Annotated in this window: 21 protein-coding genes; 15 read left to right on the top strand and 6 right to left on the bottom strand. The window is 72.7% G+C overall.

Annotated features, from left to right (window positions below; all coding sequences use genetic code 11):
- The first annotated feature begins 10 nt into the window (after window positions 1–10).
- Both ACIP84_RS11180 and ACIP84_RS11175 read left to right on the top strand, forming a co-directional pair.
- Window positions 11–400 (top strand): helix-turn-helix domain-containing protein, encoded by a 390-nt coding sequence (locus tag ACIP84_RS11180; protein WP_030323364.1) that lies wholly within the window; start codon window positions 11–13, stop codon window positions 398–400.
- Window positions 379–1,578, top strand: a complete 1,200-nt coding sequence (locus ACIP84_RS11175; RefSeq protein ID WP_401797296.1) for a DUF2786 domain-containing protein — start codon at window positions 379–381, stop codon at window positions 1,576–1,578. Before ACIP84_RS11180 ends, ACIP84_RS11175 begins: the two co-directional genes overlap by 22 nt.
- A gap of 219 nt (window positions 1,579–1,797) precedes the next feature.
- Here the strand turns inward: ACIP84_RS11175 and ACIP84_RS11170 are convergent, their stop codons facing one another.
- Complete coding sequence (locus tag ACIP84_RS11170) at window positions 1,798–2,685, bottom strand: hypothetical protein (RefSeq protein ID WP_401797293.1); 888 nt, start codon at window positions 2,683–2,685, stop codon at window positions 1,798–1,800.
- Window positions 2,686–2,763: 78 nt separating this feature from the next.
- Here ACIP84_RS11170 and ACIP84_RS11165 point away from each other — a divergent pair, with 78 nt between their 5' ends.
- The 5 genes from ACIP84_RS11165 to ACIP84_RS11145 all read left to right on the top strand — a co-directional run bounded on the left by ACIP84_RS11165 (window position 2,764) and on the right by ACIP84_RS11145 (window position 7,741).
- Window positions 2,764–4,833 carry an FUSC family protein gene (locus ACIP84_RS11165; protein ID WP_355962635.1) on the top strand — a complete coding sequence of 690 codons (2,070 nt, stop codon included), beginning with the start codon at window positions 2,764–2,766 and terminating at the stop codon, window positions 4,831–4,833.
- A 152-nt stretch (window positions 4,834–4,985) separates the two neighbouring features.
- Complete coding sequence (locus tag ACIP84_RS11160; RefSeq protein ID WP_401797290.1) at window positions 4,986–5,639, top strand: hypothetical protein; 654 nt, start codon at window positions 4,986–4,988, stop codon at window positions 5,637–5,639.
- A 131-nt stretch (window positions 5,640–5,770) separates the two neighbouring features.
- The gene (locus ACIP84_RS11155; protein ID WP_401797287.1) at window positions 5,771–6,502 is read left to right on the top strand and encodes a SigE family RNA polymerase sigma factor; all 732 of its coding nucleotides are present in this window, start codon (window positions 5,771–5,773) and stop codon (window positions 6,500–6,502) included.
- On the top strand, window positions 6,499–7,260 hold the full coding sequence (locus ACIP84_RS11150; RefSeq protein WP_401797284.1) for a hypothetical protein: 762 nt from the start codon (window positions 6,499–6,501) through the stop codon (window positions 7,258–7,260). Before ACIP84_RS11155 ends, ACIP84_RS11150 begins: the two co-directional genes overlap by 4 nt.
- A gap of 268 nt (window positions 7,261–7,528) precedes the next feature.
- On the top strand, window positions 7,529–7,741 hold the full coding sequence (locus ACIP84_RS11145) for a DUF397 domain-containing protein (RefSeq protein ID WP_173861569.1): 213 nt from the start codon (window positions 7,529–7,531) through the stop codon (window positions 7,739–7,741).
- A 128-nt stretch (window positions 7,742–7,869) separates the two neighbouring features.
- On the opposite strand, the gene ACIP84_RS11140 is transcribed toward ACIP84_RS11145, so the two are convergent.
- The gene (locus tag ACIP84_RS11140) at window positions 7,870–8,367 is read right to left on the bottom strand and encodes an ATP-binding protein (protein WP_355962643.1); all 498 of its coding nucleotides are present in this window, start codon (window positions 8,365–8,367) and stop codon (window positions 7,870–7,872) included.
- 306 nt (window positions 8,368–8,673) lie between these two features.
- Between ACIP84_RS11140 and ACIP84_RS11135 the strand changes: the two genes are divergently transcribed.
- From ACIP84_RS11135 to ACIP84_RS11105, 7 genes are all read left to right on the top strand, one after another.
- Window positions 8,674–9,546: a helix-turn-helix transcriptional regulator gene (locus ACIP84_RS11135; protein ID WP_355962645.1), complete on the top strand. Its 873-nt coding sequence runs from the start codon at window positions 8,674–8,676 to the stop codon at window positions 9,544–9,546.
- Window positions 9,547–9,647: 101 nt separating this feature from the next.
- Window positions 9,648–11,105, top strand: a complete 1,458-nt coding sequence (locus tag ACIP84_RS11130) for an aldehyde dehydrogenase family protein (protein ID WP_055600855.1) — start codon at window positions 9,648–9,650, stop codon at window positions 11,103–11,105.
- Between the two features lie 184 nt (window positions 11,106–11,289).
- On the top strand, window positions 11,290–11,829 hold the full coding sequence (locus tag ACIP84_RS11125) for a DinB family protein (protein ID WP_401797279.1): 540 nt from the start codon (window positions 11,290–11,292) through the stop codon (window positions 11,827–11,829).
- Window positions 11,830–11,874: 45 nt separating this feature from the next.
- Entirely contained in the window at window positions 11,875–12,489 is a 615-nt protein-coding gene (locus tag ACIP84_RS11120) for a PadR family transcriptional regulator (RefSeq protein WP_401797276.1), read from the top strand.
- Window positions 12,490–12,622: 133 nt separating this feature from the next.
- A complete protein-coding gene (locus tag ACIP84_RS11115; protein WP_401797274.1) occupies window positions 12,623–13,684 on the top strand; it encodes an ATP-binding cassette domain-containing protein in 1,062 nt (353 codons plus the stop codon).
- Window positions 13,681–14,445, top strand: coding sequence for an ABC transporter permease (locus ACIP84_RS11110; RefSeq protein ID WP_401797271.1), 765 nt, complete (start codon window positions 13,681–13,683; stop codon window positions 14,443–14,445). Before ACIP84_RS11115 ends, ACIP84_RS11110 begins: the two co-directional genes overlap by 4 nt.
- A gap of 274 nt (window positions 14,446–14,719) precedes the next feature.
- Window positions 14,720–15,826: a WD40/YVTN/BNR-like repeat-containing protein gene (locus ACIP84_RS11105; RefSeq protein ID WP_401797268.1), complete on the top strand. Its 1,107-nt coding sequence runs from the start codon at window positions 14,720–14,722 to the stop codon at window positions 15,824–15,826.
- Between the two features lie 119 nt (window positions 15,827–15,945).
- Here the strand turns inward: ACIP84_RS11105 and ACIP84_RS11100 are convergent, their stop codons facing one another.
- The 3 genes from ACIP84_RS11100 to ACIP84_RS11090 form a co-directional block, all read right to left on the bottom strand.
- Window positions 15,946–17,367, bottom strand: a complete 1,422-nt coding sequence (locus tag ACIP84_RS11100) for a glutamate decarboxylase (RefSeq protein WP_355962664.1) — start codon at window positions 17,365–17,367, stop codon at window positions 15,946–15,948.
- A 45-nt stretch (window positions 17,368–17,412) separates the two neighbouring features.
- On the bottom strand, window positions 17,413–18,699 hold the full coding sequence (locus ACIP84_RS11095) for an ion channel protein (protein WP_401797265.1): 1,287 nt from the start codon (window positions 18,697–18,699) through the stop codon (window positions 17,413–17,415).
- A gap of 243 nt (window positions 18,700–18,942) precedes the next feature.
- Window positions 18,943–19,311 (bottom strand): YbjQ family protein, encoded by a 369-nt coding sequence (locus ACIP84_RS11090; protein ID WP_355962810.1) that lies wholly within the window; start codon window positions 19,309–19,311, stop codon window positions 18,943–18,945.
- Window positions 19,312–19,461: 150 nt separating this feature from the next.
- Between ACIP84_RS11090 and ACIP84_RS11085 the strand changes: the two genes are divergently transcribed.
- Window positions 19,462–20,175 carry a DedA family protein gene (locus ACIP84_RS11085; protein WP_401797261.1) on the top strand — a complete coding sequence of 238 codons (714 nt, stop codon included), beginning with the start codon at window positions 19,462–19,464 and terminating at the stop codon, window positions 20,173–20,175.
- A gap of 182 nt (window positions 20,176–20,357) precedes the next feature.
- On the opposite strand, the gene ACIP84_RS11080 is transcribed toward ACIP84_RS11085, so the two are convergent.
- The gene (locus ACIP84_RS11080) at window positions 20,358–21,965 is read right to left on the bottom strand and encodes a threonine/serine exporter ThrE family protein (protein WP_401797258.1); all 1,608 of its coding nucleotides are present in this window, start codon (window positions 21,963–21,965) and stop codon (window positions 20,358–20,360) included.
- Window positions 21,966–21,981: the final 16 nt, after the last annotated feature.

Here is a 21,981-nt window from a genome sequence, read left to right as displayed (position 1 = left end):
AGGCACATTCATGTCCGAGGGGCACACGGAGGTAACCACCGAACCCCTGGTGAGCTGCGCGGAGGACTGCGGGGTACGCGACGTCCAGGACCGGCTCGGCGACAAGTGGACCGTGCACGTGGTCGTCGAACTCGCGGCGGGACCGCGGCGGTTCAGGGAGCTCCAGCGGCTCGTCACCGGGATCTCGCAGCGGATGCTGACCCTGACGCTGCGCCGCCTCGAACGCGACGGACTGGTCTCGCGGACGGTGTACCCGACGACCCCGCCGCAGGTGGAGTACGCGTTGACGGAGACCGGGCACAGCATGACCCACCTGATCAAGCAGCTCGTCGACTGGTCGCTCGACCACCGCTCGGTGATCGCCCGGTCGCGCGAGGCATGGGACACGAGGACGGCGTGAGCACGAGCAGCACCGGCAGCGGTGGCGGCACCGGCAGGACCGGCAGCACGGTCGACAGGGCCTTCGAGGCGCTCTACGCGAGCGACGACGGCTCCCTCGACACGGCGGCGTCGCTGCTGGCCGCCGACCGGGCCGCCGACACGGAACTGGGCCGGCGCGGCGAGGAGTTCGTGCGGACCCTGTGGGAGCGGGGCTGGCAGCCCGCGGACCTCGTACGCATCGCCCGCCGCGATCTCTCCGACGCGCACCTCCGGGTCCTCACCGGCCTGGTCCTGACAGAGACGGCCCGCTACGAGACGCTGCCGCACCGCTGGCGTGCCCAGCTCGACGACCTGGACGCGTCGCCGGGCCGTCCGACGGACCGCTTCTCGTACGCGACGACGGTCCTGGAGCTGTACCGGCTCCTGGTGCGGCTGCCGAGGCTCGACGCGGTCGGCCCGGTGCCGGGGGAGGCGCTGCCGCCGGCGACGGCCGGGGAGCCGCGGATGCTGACCCGGATCCGGGCGCTGCTCGCGAAGGCGGAGGCGACGGGATACCCGGAGGAGGCGGAGGCCCTCACGGCCAAGGCGCAGGAGCTGATGGCGCGGCACAGCCTGGACGAGGCGACGCTCGCGGCGGGGGCGCCGTCGCCGGAGACGCCGGGGGCGGTCCGGATCGGGGTGGAGCCGCCGTACGAGCAGGCGAAGGCGATCCTGCTCGACGCGGTCGCGACGGCGAACCACTGCCGGGCGGTGTGGAACGAGACGTACGGCTTCTCGACGGTGGTCGGCTTCGAGGCGGACCTCGACCCGGTGGAGCTGCTGTACACGTCGCTGCTGGCGCAGGGGACGGCGGCGATGACGCGGGCGGAGGCGGAGCAGCGGGCGGGCGGCCGCAAGCGGACGAAGTCGTTCCGGCAGTCCTTCCTGCTGGCGTACGCGAACCGGCTCGGCGCGCGTCTCGCGGCGACGTCCCGCCGGGTGGCGTCCGAGGCCCCGACCCTCCTCCCGGCCCTCGCCTCCCGGGACCTGGCGGTCACCACCCGCACGGACGAACTCTTCCCGGAGACCCGCGCCACGCGCGTGCGTGCCGCCTGGGACGAGGAGGGCTGGACACACGGCGCCTCGGCGGCGGACCGGGCGGGGCTCGGGCCGGGGCGGCGCGGGGTCGAGGACGGCCGGAGCCGGCCGGGAAGCTGAGGACGGCCCCGACAGGAGCAGGCCGAGTGCGCGGGCGCCTTCCCAGGCCTGCCGCCGTCAGGCCCGGGGTGCGTCGCGGCCCCTCCCCGGGCTGCTCTGCCGGGCTCGGGGTCTGCCCGTGCCCTTCCCCGGCCTGCCACCGTCGGCCCCGGGGCGCGTCGACGCCCCTCCCCGGCCTGCCGCCGTGGACCCGCGCCCGACTCCTCCGGCCCGCCCGCGTCAGCGCCCCTGCCGGGCCCGTCCCTCGGCCGGCAGCGCCCGGCGGGCCAGTCGGACCGCGAACGTCTCCGGGGGCTGCCAGACGTTCCGGTCCTCGTACGGCCAGGCGTAGACCAGGGAGCCGTCGCGGACGCAGTCGAGCAGGCCGGGCGCCGCGAGTTCGTGGGCCGACCACTCGTACAGCCGCTGGAGGCGCGGCACGATCACGCCGAAGTCGACGAGGCGGCCGAAGCCGACCTCGCCGCGCAGATAGGTCCTCACGCTGTCGCGGAGCGGGTACTCGTCGGGGAGCACGCGGGACAGCTGGAGGAAGACCCCGGCCATCCCCAGCCTCGGGTCCCCGAGGAACGGCGCGAGCGGGCGCAGCCGGCCGAGTGAGAGGCCGGGCGCGGCGACGAGGGCGTGGGAGTAGAGCACGCGGCAGAGGACGACGTTCATGAAGAACCGTTCGGCCTCGGTCTCGGCTTCCGCGAGGTCGCGGTGGCCGAGGTAGCCGGCGACCACGCTCCCGTTGTGCGCCCGGTACCAGGCGCGGGCGGTGGGGTAGTGGACGAAGGACAGCCAGTGGTGGACCGAGGGGGACGAGGACCGCCCCGGAAGCCCCCCGCTCAGCCCCACCGCCTCGCCGCCGTCCCGCAGGATGCGCTCGTTCACCGCCCGCCACCACGGGCTTCCGGGCCGGTCGGCGAAGCCCGGCTGGAGCACGCCCCGCCGCAGCTGCCAGCGCATGAACGACATCGCCGCCCGGCGGAACGGCAGGTGCTGGGGCGCCGTGCCGAACGGGCCGTAGTAGCACCGTTCCATCAGAGCCATCCGCCCGGCGGGGTCGTCCCGGACGGAGGCGACCTGCCGCACGGCCCAGTCGGCGGCCGTGACATCGGACGTCATGCGCACAGAATCCCACGCGCGGGATCCCGTGCGCAGGCGGAATGGGCGTTATATCCTGGTCGCGGATACGCTCGGTGCATGAGCTGGCTCCGGGCGTTGAAGGAGACCGCCCGCTCCGGGCTCACCGTCGAGCGGCGGCGGCTCGACCCGGCCATCGCCGCCCGCGCCGCCCTCGGGCTCGCCCTCGTCGTGGGCTTCTCGCTGGCCGTCTTCGGCCCCGCCGTCGCCGCCTCCTCCGCGTTCGGCGCCTTCCAGGCGGCCATCGCGACCTTCCAGCGTTCCTGGCGTCCCCGCCCCACCCTCGCCCTCGCCTCCGGCGCCAGCCTCGCCGTGTCGACCTTCCTCGGCTATCTCGTCGGCGCCGAGGAGATCTTCTTCCTCGCCCTGCTGGTCCTCTGGACCTTCCTCTCGGGCCTCGCCTGGGCCGCGGGGCCCACCGCCGGGATGATCGCCTCCTCCAACGTGGCGATCATGCTGGTGACCGTCACCCTCCCCACCTCCGTCGCCACCGCCGCCGGCCACGCCGTCATGATCTTCGCGGGCGGTGTGGTCCAGGCCGCCCTGGTCGTCGTCCTCCCGGTCCGCCGCTGGGGCGCCCAGCGTGACGCCCTCGCGGACGCGCTCGCCGCGGAGGCGGACTACGCCCGCCGCCTGCGCCACGACCCGGTCGCTCCGTTCGACCCCCTGCCCCTCATGACCGCCCGCAGCGCGGCCGCCGTGACACCCGGCCAGGCCCGTCGCCGCCCTGCGGAGCTCCACGGCGCCCGCGGCCTCGCCGAGCGCATCCGCCCGGTCCTCGCGTCCCTCGCCGACCCGGCCGTCGGCGTCCCGGAGGAAGGCCCGGCACGCGCGCGCGTGCGGGATCTGCTCGGGGCGGCGGGCACCGTCCTGGACGCCGCCGCGCACGCGATCCGGCACGGCGAACCGGCCATCATCCCCGCACCCGCCGTCGCCACCCTCCACGCCCCCGACACCCTCTCGATCCTGCACGGCCCGCCCCGCCGCGCCGCCATCCGCCTCACGGCGCTGCTCGGCGACGTCGTCGACACGGCCGACCCGAGGACGGAGACCTCGGGCCACGGCGCCACACCCCGGGAGCGCCCCACCCTCGTCCGTCTGACCCCGATCGTCGTGGCGAAGGTGCGCGCCGAGCTGCGCCGGGACTCGCCGGTCCTGCGCCACGCGATCCGCGTCTCGGCGGTCACGGCCGCCGGCTACCTGCTGGGCACGGTGCTCCCCCTCGGGCACGGCTACTGGGCGCCGATGGCCTCGGTCATGGTGATGCGCCCGGACTTCTCGCAGACGTACGCGCGCTCGGTGGCGCGGTTCGGCGGCACTCTCGTCGGGGTGGCCCTGGCGACGGCGGTCGTGCAGTCGGCCCACCCGGGCGTGTACCTGTCGGCCGGGCTAGCGGTCGGGTGCGCCTTCGCGATGTACCTGCTCATCCGGACGGGGTATGCCGCCGGTCAGGTCTTCGTCGCCGCGTACGTCGTCTTCCTGCTCGGCATGGAGGGCGTCGGCGTCGGCCAGACCGTACGGGACCGGGTGACGCTGACCCTGCTCGGCGGGGTCCTCGCCATGCTGGCGTACGCCGTCTACCCGGCCTGGGAGACGCCCCGGCTGCGCGGCCGGCTCGCGGACTGGCTGGCGTCCGTCGGCGGGTACGCGGCGGTCGTCGTCGCCCGGTACGCCGACCCGGTCGGTCCCGGCAGCCCCGATGTCCGCGAGGCGCTCCTGAACACCCGCGCGGCCCGCGTCGCCTGGCAGGAGGCGGTGGAGAGGGCGACGCACGAGCCCGTACGGCACCGGGGCCTCTCGCACGCGGCGACCGAACAGGCCGACCACGCGCTCGCGGAGTTCGGGCGGGTGGCGATGCTCATGGAGGCACACCTGCCGGAGCCCGGCGCCCCGCCCGTGCCGGCCGCCGCGACCCTCGCGGAATCCCTGCGGCGGGCGACGGAACGGGGCGCCAAGGACATCCGGGAGCGCAAGGAACCCGGCTGGGACGACCTGCGCGAGACGGTCGACGCGTGGTCCGACGACGCACCGGACCACTTCCTGCTGCACAAGGGCGCGGTCCTCCTCCTGGAGGCCCTGGACGAGGTCACGACGGCCCTGACGGACTCCACGCGGGCGCGTGCGCGGTAGCGCCGCCCGCCCCTCCTGATGACGGCAGGGACACCCGTCCCGTACGAATTTCGCGAGCATGTCATCCGGCACGCGGCCGGGAGGAGTTGGTAGGGGAAGAGGGGCGCGGACGTACGCGGTCCTCCACCGACATCCATCCCAGGAGCACCCGCATGAAGAAGTACTGGCTGGCGGCGGCCGGCGTCGTGGCCGCGGTGGCGATCGCGGCACCGTCGGCCGTCGGAGCGCCCACCGAGACCGCCACCGCCTCCACGGCCTCCACCGCTTCCACGGCCTCCACGGCTTCCACGGGTTCCCTCGCGACCGGCACCGCGGCCCGGACCGAGCCCGCGAAGGTCACCCCGGCCAAGGCCGCCGCGCCCGCTCCGAAGCCGGTCCGTACCGTCCGCCCCGGCCGGCGCGTGGACGCCGGCGGGGGCTTCACCGTGTGGCTGACCCGCGACGGCAAGCACTGGACGGGCCCGGACGGCTACGAGAACTTCCGCAGCGTCGTCGACGGCAACATCGACCGCTCCGAGCCCGGCGTGAGCCACCAGAGCGAGGGCGACGCGACCGGCGTCTTCCACTCCGGCCTCTACTACGGTACCCGCGAGGCGGGCCGCGTCGAACTGAGCGACGACGAGGGCCACAAGACCGTCGCCACCCTGATCGCCCTGCCGGGCCGCCCCGACTGGGGCGTCTGGTACGCCCACACCGTGCCGGTGGACGGGAATGGCGGCAGCAGCCTCGGCGTCACTCTCTACGACCGCGCGGGCAAGCTCCTGGCCGAGCTCCCGGGCTTCGAATTCCCGGCCGGCCGCGGCTGACCCGGGCGGAAACGTGGCGGGGCCCGGCACGGGGCGGGCCCCGCCGCCTCACCCACCCACTCACACCCACCCACTCCGCTCCACGGCTCCGTCGAGCCACCGCCCCCCGACCGATCGCGAGGTCCGACACCGTGCCGCACGAGTCCGTCACCGAGGCCGTCACCGAGGCCGTCGAGGTCGCCGAGCGCACCCGGGTCGCCGCGGTCAGGGCGGGCGCCGAGACCGCCGGGTCGACAGGGACCGCTTGGGCGACCGGGACCACCGGGGCGAGCGAGGCCGCCGGAACGGCCGCGATCACGAGGACGACCGCGACCACGGCGACGACCGCGACCTCCGAGGACGACGGCTTCACCGAGTTCGCCGTCGCCGCCTGGCCGCGTCTGGTGCGTACGGCCCAGCTCCTGACCGGCGACTTCCACGAGGCCGAGGACCTGGTGCAGACGACGCTCGCGAAGGTGTACGCGCGGTGGCGGCGGGTTCCGCGCGGGGAGATCGACCTCTATGTGCGCCGGGCCCTGATCAACAACAACCTCAGCAGGGTCCGCCGGAAGCGGGTCGTCCATCTCCTGACGCCGGTCCTGCCGGAGTCGCTGCGCCACACCTCCGCGGGTCATGCGGAGGCGGTCGAGCAGCGCACCGCGCTCCTCGCCGCGTTAGCCGACCTGACCGCCCGTCAACGCGCGGTCATGGTGCTCCGCTACTGGGAGGATCTGACCGAGCTGGAGATCGCGAGCGTGCTCAACTGCTCGATCGGCACGGTCAAGACCCACGCCCGGCGAGGTCTGGCCGCGCTGCGCGCCCACCCGGGGCTCGTCACCGCCCCGGCCCCGTCTCTCCCCGCCCCTACCGGAGCCCGACGATGACCCCGCCAAGGCCGACGACACCCCCCGACCCCCAGCCCGAACCCCCTCTGCACGCGATGTTCGCGCGGGCCGCCTCGGACATCACCCCCGGGCCGCTCCCGCTGGAGGCCGTCCGGCGTGCGGGCCGGGCGCGACGCCGGCGCCGTACGACCGCGCTGTCGGCCCTCTCGGTGCTCGCGGTCGCGACGTCCGTGGTGGCCGTCGTCGTCGCCCTGACCCCCGTACGCCCGTCCCCGGCGGCCCCGGGACCGGCCCCCGTCGCCGTCCCGCCGACCGTCGTCCCGACCTCGGCGCCGTCGGTCCGCACGAGCGACCCACCGCCGACGCCGGACCCGACCCCGATCAAGGTCGTGGCCTCCGGCGAGCGGGTGAACGCCGGGAAGGGCTGGAAGGTCTGGCTGACGGCGGAGGGCAAGCACTGGGTCGGGCCGGACGGCATCGAGAACGCCCGCAGCGTCACCGACGGCAACATCGACGTGGCGGAGCCGGGCGTGAGCCATCAGAGCGAGGGGAATCCCAAGGGCGCCTTCCACTCGGGGCTCTACTACGGGACCCGCGCGGCGGGACGCGTCGAGTTGAGGAACGCCGACGGCCGCAAGGTCGTCGCCACCCTGCTCGAACTGCCGGGCAGGCCGGGCTGGGGCGTCTGGTACGTGCACACCGGGCCGGGAATGGGCGAAGTCGGCACGGCGCTGTACGACCGGGCGGGCAGACTCCTCTCCGAGCTGCCTCTGATTCCCAGAAGCGACCCCTCCTGAGCGGGGACGGCACGGGGACGGGGGGCGACGGTGGCTTCCCGGTCTTCCCCGCCGCCGATCGAAGATCGGGACCCGTAGGGTGAGGGCGGGCGCGGCGCCGTACTCGCCGGTAGCACGCTCAGTCGCGTAGCCGCTACGCCACCCCCCGTGCACGTGCATCTGCTCATGCATCGGCATATGAACACAGCTATGATCCGAGGAAGTTGACACCTGCACCAAGCAACTCGGGGAGCTACCAGTGCATCATGCGCATCGCGCGTACAACGGCATGGCGGCCACGGAGCTGCGAGGCGTCGTGTGGCAGAAGAGCAGGCACAGCAACTCCCAGGGCTCCTGCGTGGAGTTCGCCAAACTGCCGGGGGGAAACGTTGCCGTACGCAACTCGCGTCACCCCGAAGGCCCCGCCCTCGTCTACACGCCCGCGGAGATAGAGGCGCTCCTCCTGGGTGTCAAGGACGGCGAGTTCGACCACCTGGTGTGAGCGCGGCCGCGAGCGGGCGCGGGTGCGCGGCCCGTCAGGCCCCCGGCCACAGAGATACGAAGGAAGGGCCCCGGCCGATGCGGCCGGGGCCCTTCCTTCGTCATCCGTGCGTACGGAGTGCGGCGCGGCTACTCCGGACCGATCCGGAACAGCGCCCACACCACCTTGCCCCGCAGCGTGCCGGCGAGCGGATGCCACCCCCAGCTGTCGCTGAACGAGTCCACCAGGAACAGTCCGCGTCCCGACTCGGCGGCGAAGTCCTCCTCACCGCCGCGCGCCTCCGGGCTCTCCCCGCTGGGGTCGCGCACAGCGCACACCAGGCGTGAGGACCAGCGCATCAAATGCAGGCGAACCGGTGGATTCTGGCCTTCTTCCTGGGGCGCGTCCGCAGGCACCGCATGGCGCAGCGCGTTGGTGACGAGCTCGGAGACGACCAGGGCCACGTCGTCGAAGCGCTCGGTCAGCTCCCAGCGGTCGAGCGTCGCGCTGGTGAACTTCCGGGCTCCGCGCACGGCTTCGTACCGCGCGGGCAGCGCGCACGAGGCGGAGGTGGAGACGGCGCCGGGATCGATCGGCGGAAGGCCCTGCCGTAACGGCTCGAGCACGGTCGATCCATTCGTCCCCATGCGAGGCACTCCCGGGAATCGCGACTGTGGTGCGACAACACGACAACACGAACGAGTACGCGGCTGCGCGGGGTCCATGCTTCCGAATGCGACCACTGGATGCAAGGGCAGATGCACGTGCACGCGCCGGACCTGTCCGTCCCCGTGCCTAATCTGTGCATAAGTCGTCCGCCGCTGGAGGGGAACTTTCCGCGACTGCCCGGAACTCGCCGTCTTTCCGTAATCGAATGTGTACGCGCTGAAGCGTTTGGTGGCAGAATCCGGGGCTCGACGGGGGCTCGACACCGTAAGGGGAGGCTGGGAGCCGTGACCGCAGGCGAATCGGGCGGAGCGAGCGGGAGTGTGGTGCGGCGCATCCTGCTGGGCTCACAGCTGAGGCGGTTGCGCGAGTCGCGCGGGATCACCCGCGAGGCGGCCGGTTACTCGATCCGCGCGTCCGAATCCAAGATCAGCCGCATGGAGTTGGGACGGGTGAGCTTCAAGGCCAGGGACGTCGAGGATCTGCTCACGCTGTACGGGGTCGGGGACGAGGCCGAGCGCGGCTCGCTCCTCGGGCTCGCCCGTGAGGCCAACGTCGCCGGCTGGTGGCACAGCTTCGGCGACGTCCTGCCGGGCTGGTTCCAGACGTACATCGGCCTGGAGGGCGCCGCGTCCCTCATCCGCGTCTACGAAGTGCAGTTCGTCCACGGCCTGTTGCAGACCGAGGCGTACGCCCAGGCCGTCGTCACCCGGGGCATGCCCGGCGCCCCCGCCGCCGAGATCGACCGCCGCGTCGCGCTCCGCCTCGAACGCCAGAAGGTCCTCGTCTCCGAGCGCGCCCCGCAGTTCCACGCCGTCCTCGACGAGGCCGCGCTGCGCCGCCCCTACGGCGACCGGTCCGTCATGCGGGGCCAGTTGAGGCATCTGATCGAGGTCTCCGAACACCCGGGCGTCACGCTCCAGATCATGCCCTTCAGCTTCGGCGGGCACGCCGGCGAGAGCGGCGCCTTCACGATGCTGAGTTTCCCCGAGTCCGACCTCTCCGACATCGTCTACCTGGAGCAACTCACCAGCGCCCTCTACCTCGACAAGCGCGAGGAGGTCGCCCAGTACCAGCGCGTGATGGAGCGGCTGCAGAAGGACGGGCCGGATCCGGCCGAAAGTCGTGACCTTCTCCGAGGACTCCTCCAACTCATCTGACACATCAGTACGATGACGTGACATCAGTTCCGACGTTTCGGCGTTTCGACGTCACTTCTGTCATCCGTGCGGAAGTAGAGCGGGTAGAGGGGTCTCGATCCATGTCGCACTTCACCGACCTGGCCCACCAGTACATCGACGGCGAGTGGAAGCCCGGCAGTGGCTCGTGGGACATCATCGACTTCAACCCGTACACGGGGGAGAAGCTCGCCTCGATCACCGTCGCCACCGCCGGTGAGGTCGACCGCGCGTACCGCGCCGCGGAGCGCGCCCAGGCCGAGTGGGCCGAGACCAACCCGTACACCCGCCGGCTCGTCTTCGAGCGGGCGCTGCGGATCGTCGAGGACCGCGAGGAGGAGATCGCCGAGACGATCGTCGCCGAGCTCGGCGGCACCCGTCTCAAGGCCGCCTTCGAGCTGCACCTCGCCAAGGAGTTCCTGCGCGAGGCGGTGCAGCTGGCGCTGCGCCCCGAGGGGCGCATCCTGCCGTCCCCGGTCGACGGCAAGGAGAACCGCGTCTACCGCGTCCCGGTCGGCGTCGTCGGCGTCATCTCCCCCTTCAACTTCCCCTTCCTCCTCTCGATCAAGTCGGTCGCGCCCGCGCTGGCCCTCGGCAACGCCGTCGTCCTCAAGCCGCACCAGAACACCCCGATCTGCGGCGGCACCCTCGTCGCCAAGGTCCTGGAGGAGGCCGGTCTGCCGGCCGGTCTGCTGAACGTCGTCGTCACCGATATCGCCGAGATCGGCGACGCGCTCCTGACCCACCCCGTGCCGAAGGTCATCTCCTTCACCGGCTCCGACAAGGTCGGCCGCCACGTCGCCACGGTCTGCGCGCAGAACTTCAAGCACGCCGTCCTCGAACTCGGCGGCAACAGCGCCCTGATCGTGCTCGACGACGCCGACGTGGACTACGCGGTCGACGCGGCCGTCTTCAGCCGCTTCGTGCACCAGGGCCAGGTCTGCATGGCCGCCAACCGGATCCTGGTCGACCGGACGGTGGAGGAGGAGTTCACCGAGAAGTTCGTGGCGAAGGTGAAGACCCTGCGCGTCGGCGACCCCGCCGACCCCGCCACCCACATCGGTCCGCTCATCAACTCCCAGCAGGCGGAGGCCGTCTCCTCGCTCGTCGACCAGACGGTCGAGGCCGGCGCCACGGCGCTCCTGCACGGCACGGTCGACGGCAACCTCGTCTCCCCTTCCGTCCTCACCGGCTTCGCCCCGGACGCCCCGATCCTGGGCCAGGAGATCTTCGGCCCGGTCGCCCTGATCGTCCCGTTCGACGGCGAGGAGGAGGCCGTACGGATCGCCAACGACACCCCGTACGGGCTCAGCGGCGCCGTCCACACGGGGAACGTCGAGCGCGGTGTACGGGTCGCCAAGCGCATCCACACCGGCATGATCCACATCAACGACGGCACCGTGCACGACGAGCCGATCGTGCCCTTCGGCGGCGAGAAGCACTCGGGCGTCGGGCGGCTCAACGGCGAGGCCATGGTGGAGAGCTTCACCACCCAGAAGTGGATCTCGATCCAGCACGGCCGGAGCCGTTTCCCCTTCTGACCCCCTGGGGGAGCCGGCCCCTCGGGGAAGCCCGCCCCTCGGGGAAGCCCGCCCCTCGGGGACCCCTCGGGGAAGCCCCCTGGGGAAATCTCCTCCTGAGGTTCCTTCTTGAGGACACTCCCTGTCCGCAAGTCTCCGTAGCGTGGTCGGTGTCGAGAAGGTTCAACCACGGAAGGCGGACATCATGGTGGCTCTGGTTCCCACGGAGGCTCACGGCGACGAGCGCGGCGCGCTCCTCAACTTCGTCGAGGCCCAGCGCGCCGCGATCCGACGCTCGCTCCTCGGGCTCACCGAGGAGCAGGCGGCGAGTCGCCCCAGCGCCAGCGAGCTCAGCCTCTCCGGGCTGCTCAAGCACGTCGCCGAGGTCGAGCTGAACTGGCTCCGGCTGGCCCAGCAGCGGCCGAACGAGCGGCAGCGCTCGCAGGAGACCTGGGGCGAGGGCTTCCGGCTCGTGGACGGGGAGACGATCCCCGAGATCCTGGACTTCTGGGCGGGCGTGGCGAAGGAGACCGAGGAGTACGTCCGCTCGGTGCCGAGCCTGGACGACACCTTCCCGCTGCCCAAGGCGCCCTGGTTCCCCGAGGACGGGCGGGTCTCCGTCCGCTGGATGCTGCTCCACCTGGTGCAGGAGGCCGGCCGGCACGCCGGGCACGCGGACGTCATCCGCGAGTCCCTGGACGGCAAGGGCTCCTTCGAACTGATCGCGGCGGAGCAGGGGCGGTGACCCCGCGCGCGTACCCTGGTCAAAATTGACTAGGAGGTACGTGGGATGTCGGCGATCCGTCTTCTCGTCCTGGGCGCCGTCAAGCAGCACGGCCGTGCCCACGGCTACCAGGTCCGCAATGACCTGGAGTTCTGGGGCGCGCACGAGTGGTCCCACGCCAAGCCCGGCTCGATCTACCACGCGCTGAAGCAGATGGCGAAGCAGGAACTGCTGCACGCGCACGAGGTGGCGCCGAGCGCGGTGGGCGGGCCGCCGCGCGTCGAGTACGAGCTGACGGAGCGCGGTCTCGAGGAGTACTACGCCCTGCTGCGCGAGGCGCTGACCACGTACGACCAGAAGATGGACGTCCTGTCCGCGGGCATCGGCTTCATCGTGGACCTGCCCCGGGCGGAGGCCGCGGAGCTGCTGCGGCAGCGGGTGCGGGCGCTCGACGAGTGGCGGTCGGCGGTCACGGAGTACTACACGCCCGAGGGCGGCCCCGGTCAGCTCGGGCACATCGGCGAGATCATGCACATGTGGGTCCACTCGGCGGACGCGGGCAAGGAGTGGACGCTCGGCCTGATCGAGCGGATCGAGGGCGGGGCTTATGTGTTCGCGGGCGAGGGCGAGCCCTTCGTGGGCGTGCTCGCGGAGGGCGAGGAGAACCCCTTCGCGACCTGATCGCGGGCAGGCCCGATCGACTCGTCTGAAGCGCCCGGCTAATCAAGTTTGACTAACCCCTCTGGAGGGCATACGTTGCTCCGTCGGTGGCTACTGGTCAAATTTGACTACGATGATTTCCGGAGGAATCGACATGGCAGCGGTGACTGGGGACGCGATCCACGTGGAGGGTGCGCGCAAGCGGTACGGCGAGAAGGACGCCCTCGCCGGCCTCGACCTCTCGGTCCGGCGCGGCACGGTCCACGGCCTGCTCGGGCCCAACGGCGCCGGCAAGACGACGACCGTACGGATCCTGGCCACCCTCCTCCGGCACGACGAGGGCGTGGTGCGGGTGGCGGGGCACGACGTACGGACCGAGGCCCGCGAGGTACGGCGGCGGATCGGACTGCTCGGGCAGCACGCGGCCCTCGACGAGGAGCTGGGCGGCCGGCAGAACCTGGAGATGTTCGGCCGGCTCCACCACCTGGGCGCGCGGCGGGCCGGCACGCGGGCCGACGAGCTCCTGGAGCGCTTCGGCCTCACCGACACCAGCCGCAAGCCGGTCAAGCAGTTCAGCGGCGGGATGCGGCGGCGGCTCGACCTGGCGGCCTCGCTGATCACCGAGCCCGAGGTGCTCTTCCTCGACGAGCCGACCACGGGACTCGACCCACGCGGGCGTGGCGAGGTCTGGGAATCGGTCCGTTCGCTCGTCGGCGGAGGCACCACGGTGCTGCTGACCACGCAGTACCTGGAGGAGGCCGACCAGCTCGCCGACCGGATCTCGGTCGTGGACCAGGGGCGGGTCGTGGCCGACGGCACGGCCGACGAGCTCAAGGCGCGCGTGGGCGTGGACCGCATCGACGTGGTCGTACGGGACGGGGCGCGGCTCGAAGAGGCCGCCGGGCTGCTGCCTGTGCCGCGGGCCGAGGTGGGCGTGGACATCGACCGGCGGCTGCTGAGCGCGCCGGTGGCGGACCGGATGGCCTCGCTCACCGAGACCGTGCGGGTGCTGGCGGCGGCCGGGATCGAGGCGGAGGACATCGCCCTGCGGCGGCCGACGCTGGACGAGGTCTTCCTGCATCTGACGGGGGCGTCGGACGCGTCGGAGGCGGCGGGCGCGGCGGGTGCTGCGAGTGCGACGGGTGCTGCGGGCGCGTCGGGTTCGGCCGGCGCGGGCGCGGCCGGCCCGCGTCAGGACAAGGAGGTGGCGGCATGAGCGCGGCGTACGTGGTGAGCGACTGCTGGACGATGACCCGCCGGGAGCTGGCGCACTGGGCGCGGCAGCCGGTGCAGGTCCTGGTCGGGCTCGTGTTCCCGGTGATGATGCTGCTGATGTTCGGCTATCTGGTCGGCGGCGGGCGGAGCGTCGACGGGGACTACGTGGACTTCCTGGTGCCCGGGATGCTCACGCTGACCATGGTCTTCGGGCTCGAAGGCACCATGACGGCGGTGACGCAGGACCTGAACAAGGGCGTGATCGACCGGTTCCGGTCGATGCCGATGACCGACGGCTCGGTGCTCGTGGGGAGGGCGGCCGCCGACATGCTCCAGTCGGCGGTGGGGCTGCTCGTGATGGTCGGCGTCGGGTACGCGATCGGCTGGCGGTCCGACGGCGGACCGTGGAGCACCCTGGGGGCGCTGGGGCTGCTGCTCCTGCTGCGGTTCGCGATGCTGTGGATCGGGATCTTCCTCGCGCTGGTCGCGGGGCGGGCCGAGCTGGTGCAGGCGGTGCAGATCCTGGTCTGGCCGGTCGGCTTCCTCTCCAACGCCTTCGCCTCGCCGGACTCGATGCCGGGCTGGCTCGGCACGTTCGTGGAGTGGAACCCGATGTCGGCGACGGCGACGGCGGTTCGTGACCTCTTCGGGAATCCGGGCGGCGAGCCGGGGCACGTCTGGGCGGCAGTGGTGTGGCCGCTGGTGCTGCTCGGGGTCTTCTTCCCGCTGGCGGTACGGAAGTTCGGGCGGCTCGGGAAGTAGCCGGGAAACCGGTGGCGCGGAGGTGGGAACCCGAGGGCGGTGAGCGGTGTATTGAAAGCAGCGGTTCACCGCGGACCGTCCGAGGGAGGACAGGGGGAGTGCGATGCGCAGGCCCGTGGGAGGAGTGGCCGGCGCCGTCGTGGCGCTGGTGTTGGTGGTGTTGAGCGGGTGTACGGGGGCGAAGCCGGCTGTGGAGTCGGGCGGTTCGGGGGCCTCGGGGAGCCCGGGAGCTTCGGGGAGTCAGGGCGCTTCGGGAGGGGGAGGCAAGGGGCCGGTGGCGCGTCCGGATCCTGGGCTGTTCGGGGCGCCGCCCCGGATCCCGTCGGCCCCGGGGCTGCCCGGCTGGGCGCACAGTCTGGGCTTCGCGCGGGACGGCAGCGGGTTCGCGCTGCTCGCCTCGTGCGTGAGCGACCCTGCGGCCCCGGAGAACGGCTTCTGCAGGCAGCACGTGGCCGTGCGGGACGCCGGGGCGAGGGAATGGGTGCTGCGGAGGTCCCCGCTGCCGCGGGTGTCGGGGACGGACGGCATATCGGCGAACCTGCTGCCCCTCGGCCCCGGCCGGGCGCTCGTCGAGGAGGGCGGCGCCGGGCCGGGCTCGCGGACCTGGTTCACCGAGGACGGCGGGCGCACCTGGCGGGCGGGCGACCGGCGCACGGTCGGGACGACCCCCGAGATACCCGAGGGGGCGGTGCTCGGCACCGACTGCGCCGAGCCCTCCGCGGCTCTGCCCGAGGACTGCGGGCGGGAGCGGCTCGTGGTGGTCTCGCCGCGGGACGGGCGGCGCCGGGCGCTAGCCCGGGTGCCCCTTCTGGGGGCGCATCCCCGGCCCCAGGAGCAGCCGGAGCCCGACGGGTCCTGGTGGGTCTCGGGCACGGACCCGCTGTCGGGGCGGGCGGCGGTCGCCGTCTCCCGGGACGGGGGGCGTGGCTGGACGGTCAGCAGGCTGCCGAGCCCCGTCGCGAGCCCCGGGTGGCACACGGCGGTGGCGGTGGGCAAAGACGCGGTGTACGCGGCGGAGATGGGGGAACTGGTGGGCGGCGAGCCCGTCAAGAACCCGATGCGGGCGCTGCACCGTTCGGTGGACGGCGGGAGGACCTGGCAGCGGATGTGGACGACGGGGCCGAGCGAGCAGCCCCGCACCTTGCTCGGCCTGCCGGTCCCGGGGCCCGGTGGCCGGGTGGGGATCGGTGCGGAGCTCGCGGGATACGAGAGCGTGGACGGCGGCCGCACGTTCGCCAGGCTCGACGACGGTTCGTACCACACCCGCCGCACCCCGCTGGGCCTGCTGCGCGAGGGGTCCCGCTGCGCGTACGCGCTGACCGCGGACGGGGTGCGCTGGTCGGAGTTCCGGCTGGCCTGCGACGACCCGGCCGGCGACTGACCGATCGGGGTGCCGCAGGCGCCCCGGGGCCCGCGGCTTGTCGGCGGCGGACGGGTGCTCCCGGTGGGGGGAAGGAGGTCGCCGCCGATCCGCGGCGGATCGGCGGCGGACAGGTGCCCCTAGTGGTGGAAGGAGGTCGCCGCGCCTGTGTCCTGGGTGAACGGCTGGGACTGGTTCCGGAGTTCGGGCAGCAGCCGGGTCAGGTCCTCGATGAGGAGTCCGGCGAGGTCGGCGGAGAAGCCGTTGCGGCAGACCACGCGCAGCACGGACAGGTCCTCGCGGTTGGCGGGGAAGGTGTAGGCGGGGACCAGCCAGCCCTGTTCGCGCAGCCGCCGGGAGACGTCGAAGACGTTGAAGGAGGTGACGTCGGGGGCGGTGGTGAAGGCGAAGACGGGCAGTTGGTTGCCGTGGGTGAGGAGCTGGAAGTCGCCCATGGCCTCGATCCGTTCGGCGAGGCCGCGGGCGATGTCGCGGGAGGTCTGCTGCACCGCCCGGTAGCCCTCCCGGCCGAGCCTGAGGAAGGTGTAGTACTGCGCGACGACCTGGGCGCCGGGCCGGGAGAAGTTGAGGGCGAAGGTGGGCATGTCGCCGCCCAGGTAGTTGACGCGGAAGACGAGTTCCTCGGGGAGTTCCTCGGGGGAGCGCCACAGGGCCCAGCCGACGCCCGGGTACACCAGGCCGTACTTGTGACCGGAGGTGTTGATGGAGGAGACGCGGGGGAGCCGGAAGTCCCAGACCAGGTCGTCGTCGACGAAGGGGGCGACCATGGCGCCGGAGGCACCGTCGACGTGGACGGGGATGTCGAGACCGGTGCGTTCCTGGAGGGCGTCCAGGGCGGCGCAGATCTCGGCGACGGGTTCGTAGGAGCCGTCGAAGGTCGAGCCGAGGACGGCGACGACGCCGATGGTGTTCTCGTCGCAGAGCGCGGCGGCGGTCTCGGCGTCGAGATGGAAGCGGTCGCCCTCCATGGGGACGAGCCGGGGCTCGACCTCCCAGAAGTTGCAGAACTTCTCCCAGCAGACCTGGACGTTGACGCCCATGACCAGGTTGGGGCGGGCGGTGCCCGGGTAGCGGTCGGCGTTCCGCTTGGTCCAGCGGCGCTTGAGGGCCATGCCGGCGAGCATGCAGGCCTCGCTGGAGCCGGTGGTGGAGCAGCCGACGGCGGTGGCCGGGTCCGGGGCGTGCCACAGCTGGGCGAGCATGGCGACGCAGCGGCGCTCCAGTTCGGCGGTGCGCGGGTACTCGTCCTTGTCGATCATGTTCTTGTCGCGGCACTCGGCCATCAGGACACCCGCCTGGGGCTCCATCCAGGTGGTGACGAAGGTGGCGAGGTTGAGCCGGGAGTTGCCGTCGAGCATCAGCTCGTCGTGGACGAGCTGGTAGGCGCTCGACGGGGGCAGCGGCCCGTCGGGCAGCCGGTGGTGGGGCGGGGCCTCGGTCATGCCGCCGACCGGGTTGGCGGCCTCCCCGAAGAACGGATTGAGGGCGAGCCGGCGGGTGGGCTCGTCGGGGGAGGCGGCGGGACCCTTGTGGAGCGGCATGGTGACTCCTTCTGTCCGGTGGGGAGGTTCTCCGAGGGGCGGGGGTCAGTGCAGGGACTTGCCCTGGGCGTCGAGTTCGAGCTGGGGGCGGCCGGTGACGATCAGCCAGGCGGGGAGGGAGGCCAGGCAGAGCAGGGCGAACACCGCGGGCGAGGCGGCGAGGACGCCGCCGACGAAGAGGCTGATCCAGCCCTGCCGGGTGGTGGCGAGCAGGACGCCGAGGACGGCGGAGGGGACGGCGACCGCCGGGTGGACCTCGGGGACGAGGGCCTGGGCGAGCAGCCCGAAGGCGGCGCCGATGAAGACGGCGGGGAAGATCCGGCCGCCCCGGAAGCCGCAGGAGGCGGCGACGAGGAGGGCGAGGAGTTTGACCACGGCCATCCTGGCCAGCTCGCCGGAGGACCAACTGCCGACCGAGGAGGTGAGCTCCTTGACCTGCTCCAGGCCCTTGAAGAGGGTCAGGGATCCGCCGAGGGCGCCCAGGAGGCCGAGGACGAGTCCGCCCAGGGGCAGCATGAGCATGGGGTGCCGCAGGCGCCGGAAGGCGGCGTGGACGTAGGGGAAGAGGTAGCAGGAGCCCAGGCCGAAGACGGCCGCGGCGGAGGCGATCACCAGGGCGGCGAGCAGGTCGCCCCAGCCGGGGTCGGTGAGGGGCGGGAGCCCCGTGTCGAAGGTCGGTTCGGCCAGCAGCTGGGTGGTCATGGCGCCGGCGCCGGCGGCGACGAGCGGGGCGAAGAGCCGGTCCCACAGCGAGCCGCGGCCCGGTACGCCGACGAGGGCCTCGGAGATGACGAGGGCGGCGGCCACCGGGGTGCCGAAGAGGGCGCCGATGGTGGCGGCCGAGGCCAGGGAGACCCAGAAGGCACCGGGGACGGTGGGGGCCGCCTTGCGGCCCAGCCAGTAGGCGAGGGCGATGTTGGACGCGATGATCGGGTTCTCGGGGCCGAGGCTGACCCCGCCGGCGAGCGCGAGTGTGCTCGCGAGCAGGAGGCCCGGGATGACCCCGGGGGCGAGCGGCGTCCCCCCGAGGCCCTCGGAGGCCGGGTCGGGACCGGCGTGTCCGGGGACCTTCCAGATGAGGAGGCCCACGGCGATGCCGGCCGCCGTGAGCATGCTGATGATCCAGAGGGAGGAGTAGTCGCCGACGCCGAGGGCGCCCGGCAGGTCGTGCCAGAGGACGTCCTCGAGTTCTTCCGAGAGGGCCTCGATCCCGAGGAACAGCAGGCTGGCCGCCACTCCGACCACGAGCGCGGGGAGCACCTGGGGCAGCAGGACCTGTACCGGGGACGCGTCGCCGGCGGGGGGAGAAGGCGGAGCATGATCGGAGGCCACCGCCCCACCATAAGTGAGCAAATGCCGCACAACATCCCGAGATTCGGGTCGAACGGACGTGCACCTCACACCGCGTCAGGCCCGAGGGCCACGTGCGTACCGACCACGGCGCGATCCACGCGGGCCCGCCCGAGCACCTCCACGCCGCCGTCCGGGCGAACGTGCGACGCCCGGGCACCTGACCCGGGGCCCGGCCTCCGGAGTCCGCCCCCGGAGGCCGGGCCCCGAGGCCGGGCCGCAGGCTCAGGCGTGTGGCGCGATCACCACCGCCGTGCCGTACGCGCACACCTCCGTGCCCACGTCCGCCGCGTCCGTCACGTCGAAGCGGAACATCAGCACGGCGTTCGCGCCACGCGCCCGAGCCTGCTCCACCAGACGTTCCATGGCCTGGTTCCGGGTCTGCACGAGGGTCTTCGTCAGACCCTTCAACTCCCCGCCGACCATCGACTTGAGGCCCGCGCCGATCTGGCTGCCCAGATGGCGGGAGCGGACGGTGAGCCCGAAGACCTCACCGATCACCTGCCGGATCTCGAAGCCCGGCACGTCGTTCGTCGTCACGACCAGTACGTCGGGGTGCGACCCCTGGCCGCCTCCGTACTCCTCGATGCCCATCGGCATACACCTCCTGGCCCACAGCCTCGGGGGAGCGGGCCCTCTCCGCATCCCGTGGGCCCCGGGTGGAACCGGCCGGGTTCAGCTCACGTTGATAGCTTGGGGCCAGCCGTCCCCCATGCCCCCATTGACCGCAGGAGCCCGGAACCCGTGAACACGCTTGCCCTCGGACCGAGCTGGTTGGACCCGGACTATCTGATCCAGACCTTTGGTCCGATCGGTGTCCTGGCCATTGTCTTCGCCGAGTCCGGCCTCCTCATCGGGTTCTTCCTGCCCGGCGACTCGCTGCTCTTCACCACCGGCCTGCTGATCACGACCGGCAAGCTGGACATGCCGCTGTGGCTGATGTGCACGCTGATCGTGGCCGCGGCCGTCCTCGGCGACCAGGTCGGATACCTCTTCGGACGCAAGGTGGGCCCGGCCCTCTTCAAGCGCCCCGACTCGAAGCTCTTCAAGCAGGAGAACGTCGAGAAGGCGCACGACTTCTTCGAGAAGCACGGCCCGAAGTCGCTGATCCTGGCCCGCTTCGTCCCCATCGTGCGGACGTTCACGCCGATCATCGCCGGCGTCAGCCGCATGAACTACCGCCTGTTCATCACGTACAACATCATCGGCGGCGTCCTGTGGGGCGCGGGTGTGACCATCCTCGGCGCCCTCCTCGGCAAGATCGACTTCGTGCACCAGCACATCGAGATGATCCTCGTCGGGATCGTCCTGATCTCCGTCGTGCCGATCGTCATCGAGGTCCTGAGGTCCCGCTCCCAGTCGAAGAAGGAGCAGGCCAGGGGCGACCAGAGCACCCCCGGTGACCACGACGCCCCCGGCACCCCCAACCCGCCCCGCGGCCGGCACGCCAAGCGCTGACCCCCGGACCCGTCCGAAGCACCGGAAGGGCCCCGCACACCCGTGCGGGGCCCTTCCCTGTGCCGTCCCGGTCCGAACGCGGCCCCGGCCGGGCCCCTCACGCTGGCCCGACCGGGGCCCCACGCGGGCCCGTCCCGGTCCATGCACGCGGCCGTCCCCGCGCGGTCCGCCCCGCGCGGGCCCTAGAAGCCCCTGGTCCGCTTGGCCGCGCGACGGGCCGCCGCGGCGCCGGGCGCCTGCATGAAGAGCCGGGCCAATTCGCCTCCCAGGTTCACCCCGATCGCGATCGCCAGAGCGAGGGCCGCCGCCTTCGCCAGCGAGGCGAAGCCCTGGTCCAGGTTGTTCTGCGCGATCGCGAGCACCCCGAAGTACGTCGCCGAACCCGGCAGCAGCGGGCCGATCGCCGCCGTCACGTACGGCAGCGACGAGGTGTGCTCGTAACGGGCGATCAGCTGCCCGAAGAGGCCCACCAGACCCGCCGCCACCGCCGTCGCCATGACCGTCGACCCCTCGGCGGTCACCGCTATCGACGCGTAGATCACCCACGCCACCCCGCCGTTCAGCGTCGCGAAGAGCACCGTCGCCCGCGACTGCTGCAACAGGATCGCGAAGGTCGCGCACAGCACCATCGACGCCAGGATCTGCGTCACCGGCCGCTCCACGGCCCGCAGCGCCCCCTCCGGATTCAGCTGCGCGTCGAACTGCACGGCGATGTACAGCACCGACAGCACGCCCACCACGATCGCGACGAAGAAGTACGCGACCTCCAGGAGCCGCGCCGAGGCCGTGATGTAGAAGCCGGTCAGACCGTCCTGCACCGCCGCCACGAGCGCCCGCCCCGGGATCAGCGCGAACAGACCACCGGTGATCACCGCCGACGGCCGCAGATCCGCGTGCAGCATCGTCAGGAGCACCCCCATCGCCGCCGGCGGCATCGCCGCCACCAGGAACTGGTAGAACTCCGGCATCCCGCGCCCGGCGAACAGCCACGCCAGCCGGTCGCCGAGCACCGCGCCGAGCGCCGCCACGAAGAACACCGTCGGACCGCCGCCCAGCAGCACCGAGGCCGCGCCGGCGAGCACACCCGCCGCCGCCGTCAGGACCCAGCCCGGATACGGGTGCCGGTTGCGCCGTATCTCCGCGAGCCGCCCGTACGCCTCCTCGGGCGTCACCTCGTGCGCCCGCGCGTTGATGTCCGCGAGCAGCGTGTACACCGCCGCGAGCCGCGTGTAGTCCGTGCCCCGGCGCCGTACCGTCCGGTTCGCCGTGATCGGATCGTCCACCAGCGACGGCTGGTACGTGACGGACAACAGGGTGAACGTCACCGTCGGCTCGACCCGGTCGAGACCGTACGAGCGGCAGATCGCGAACATCGCCGCCTCGACGTCCTCCGCGCCCTCCCCGCCCGCCAGCAGCAGCTCGCCGATACGCAGGGTCAGGTCGAGCACACGCGGCACCGAGGGACCGCTCTCGTCCTCCTTGCGCTGCGCCTCGGGCACCGGCCGCTCACCCACCGGCAGCCGCAGCATCGTCCGCATCCGGTCCTGCCACGGCGCGTTCTGCGACAGGCGCACCAACGGCACCCCGTACGCGGGCGTGAAGGCGGGCGGCGAGTTCCTGGCCGTGTACGTGGCGGGCGGCGCGAACGCCGACCCCTCCTGCTCGGCCGGCGGCTCCGCCGTCAGACCCGGCGGAAGGGCGAACTCGGAGGTCGGGTGCTCCTCCTCCGGCGGCGCGGGCTGCTCCACCCCGACCGGCGGCACGAAAGCGCTCCGCGCCTCGTCCGACACCGGCTTCCGATCCTCC

It is taken from the genome of Streptomyces sp. NPDC088707 (assembly GCF_044752725.1).
Lineage (GTDB): Bacteria > Actinomycetota > Actinomycetes > Streptomycetales > Streptomycetaceae > Streptomyces.
Note: the sequence above shows the minus strand (reverse complement) of the source record. Positions and strands in the feature narration are given on the sequence as shown.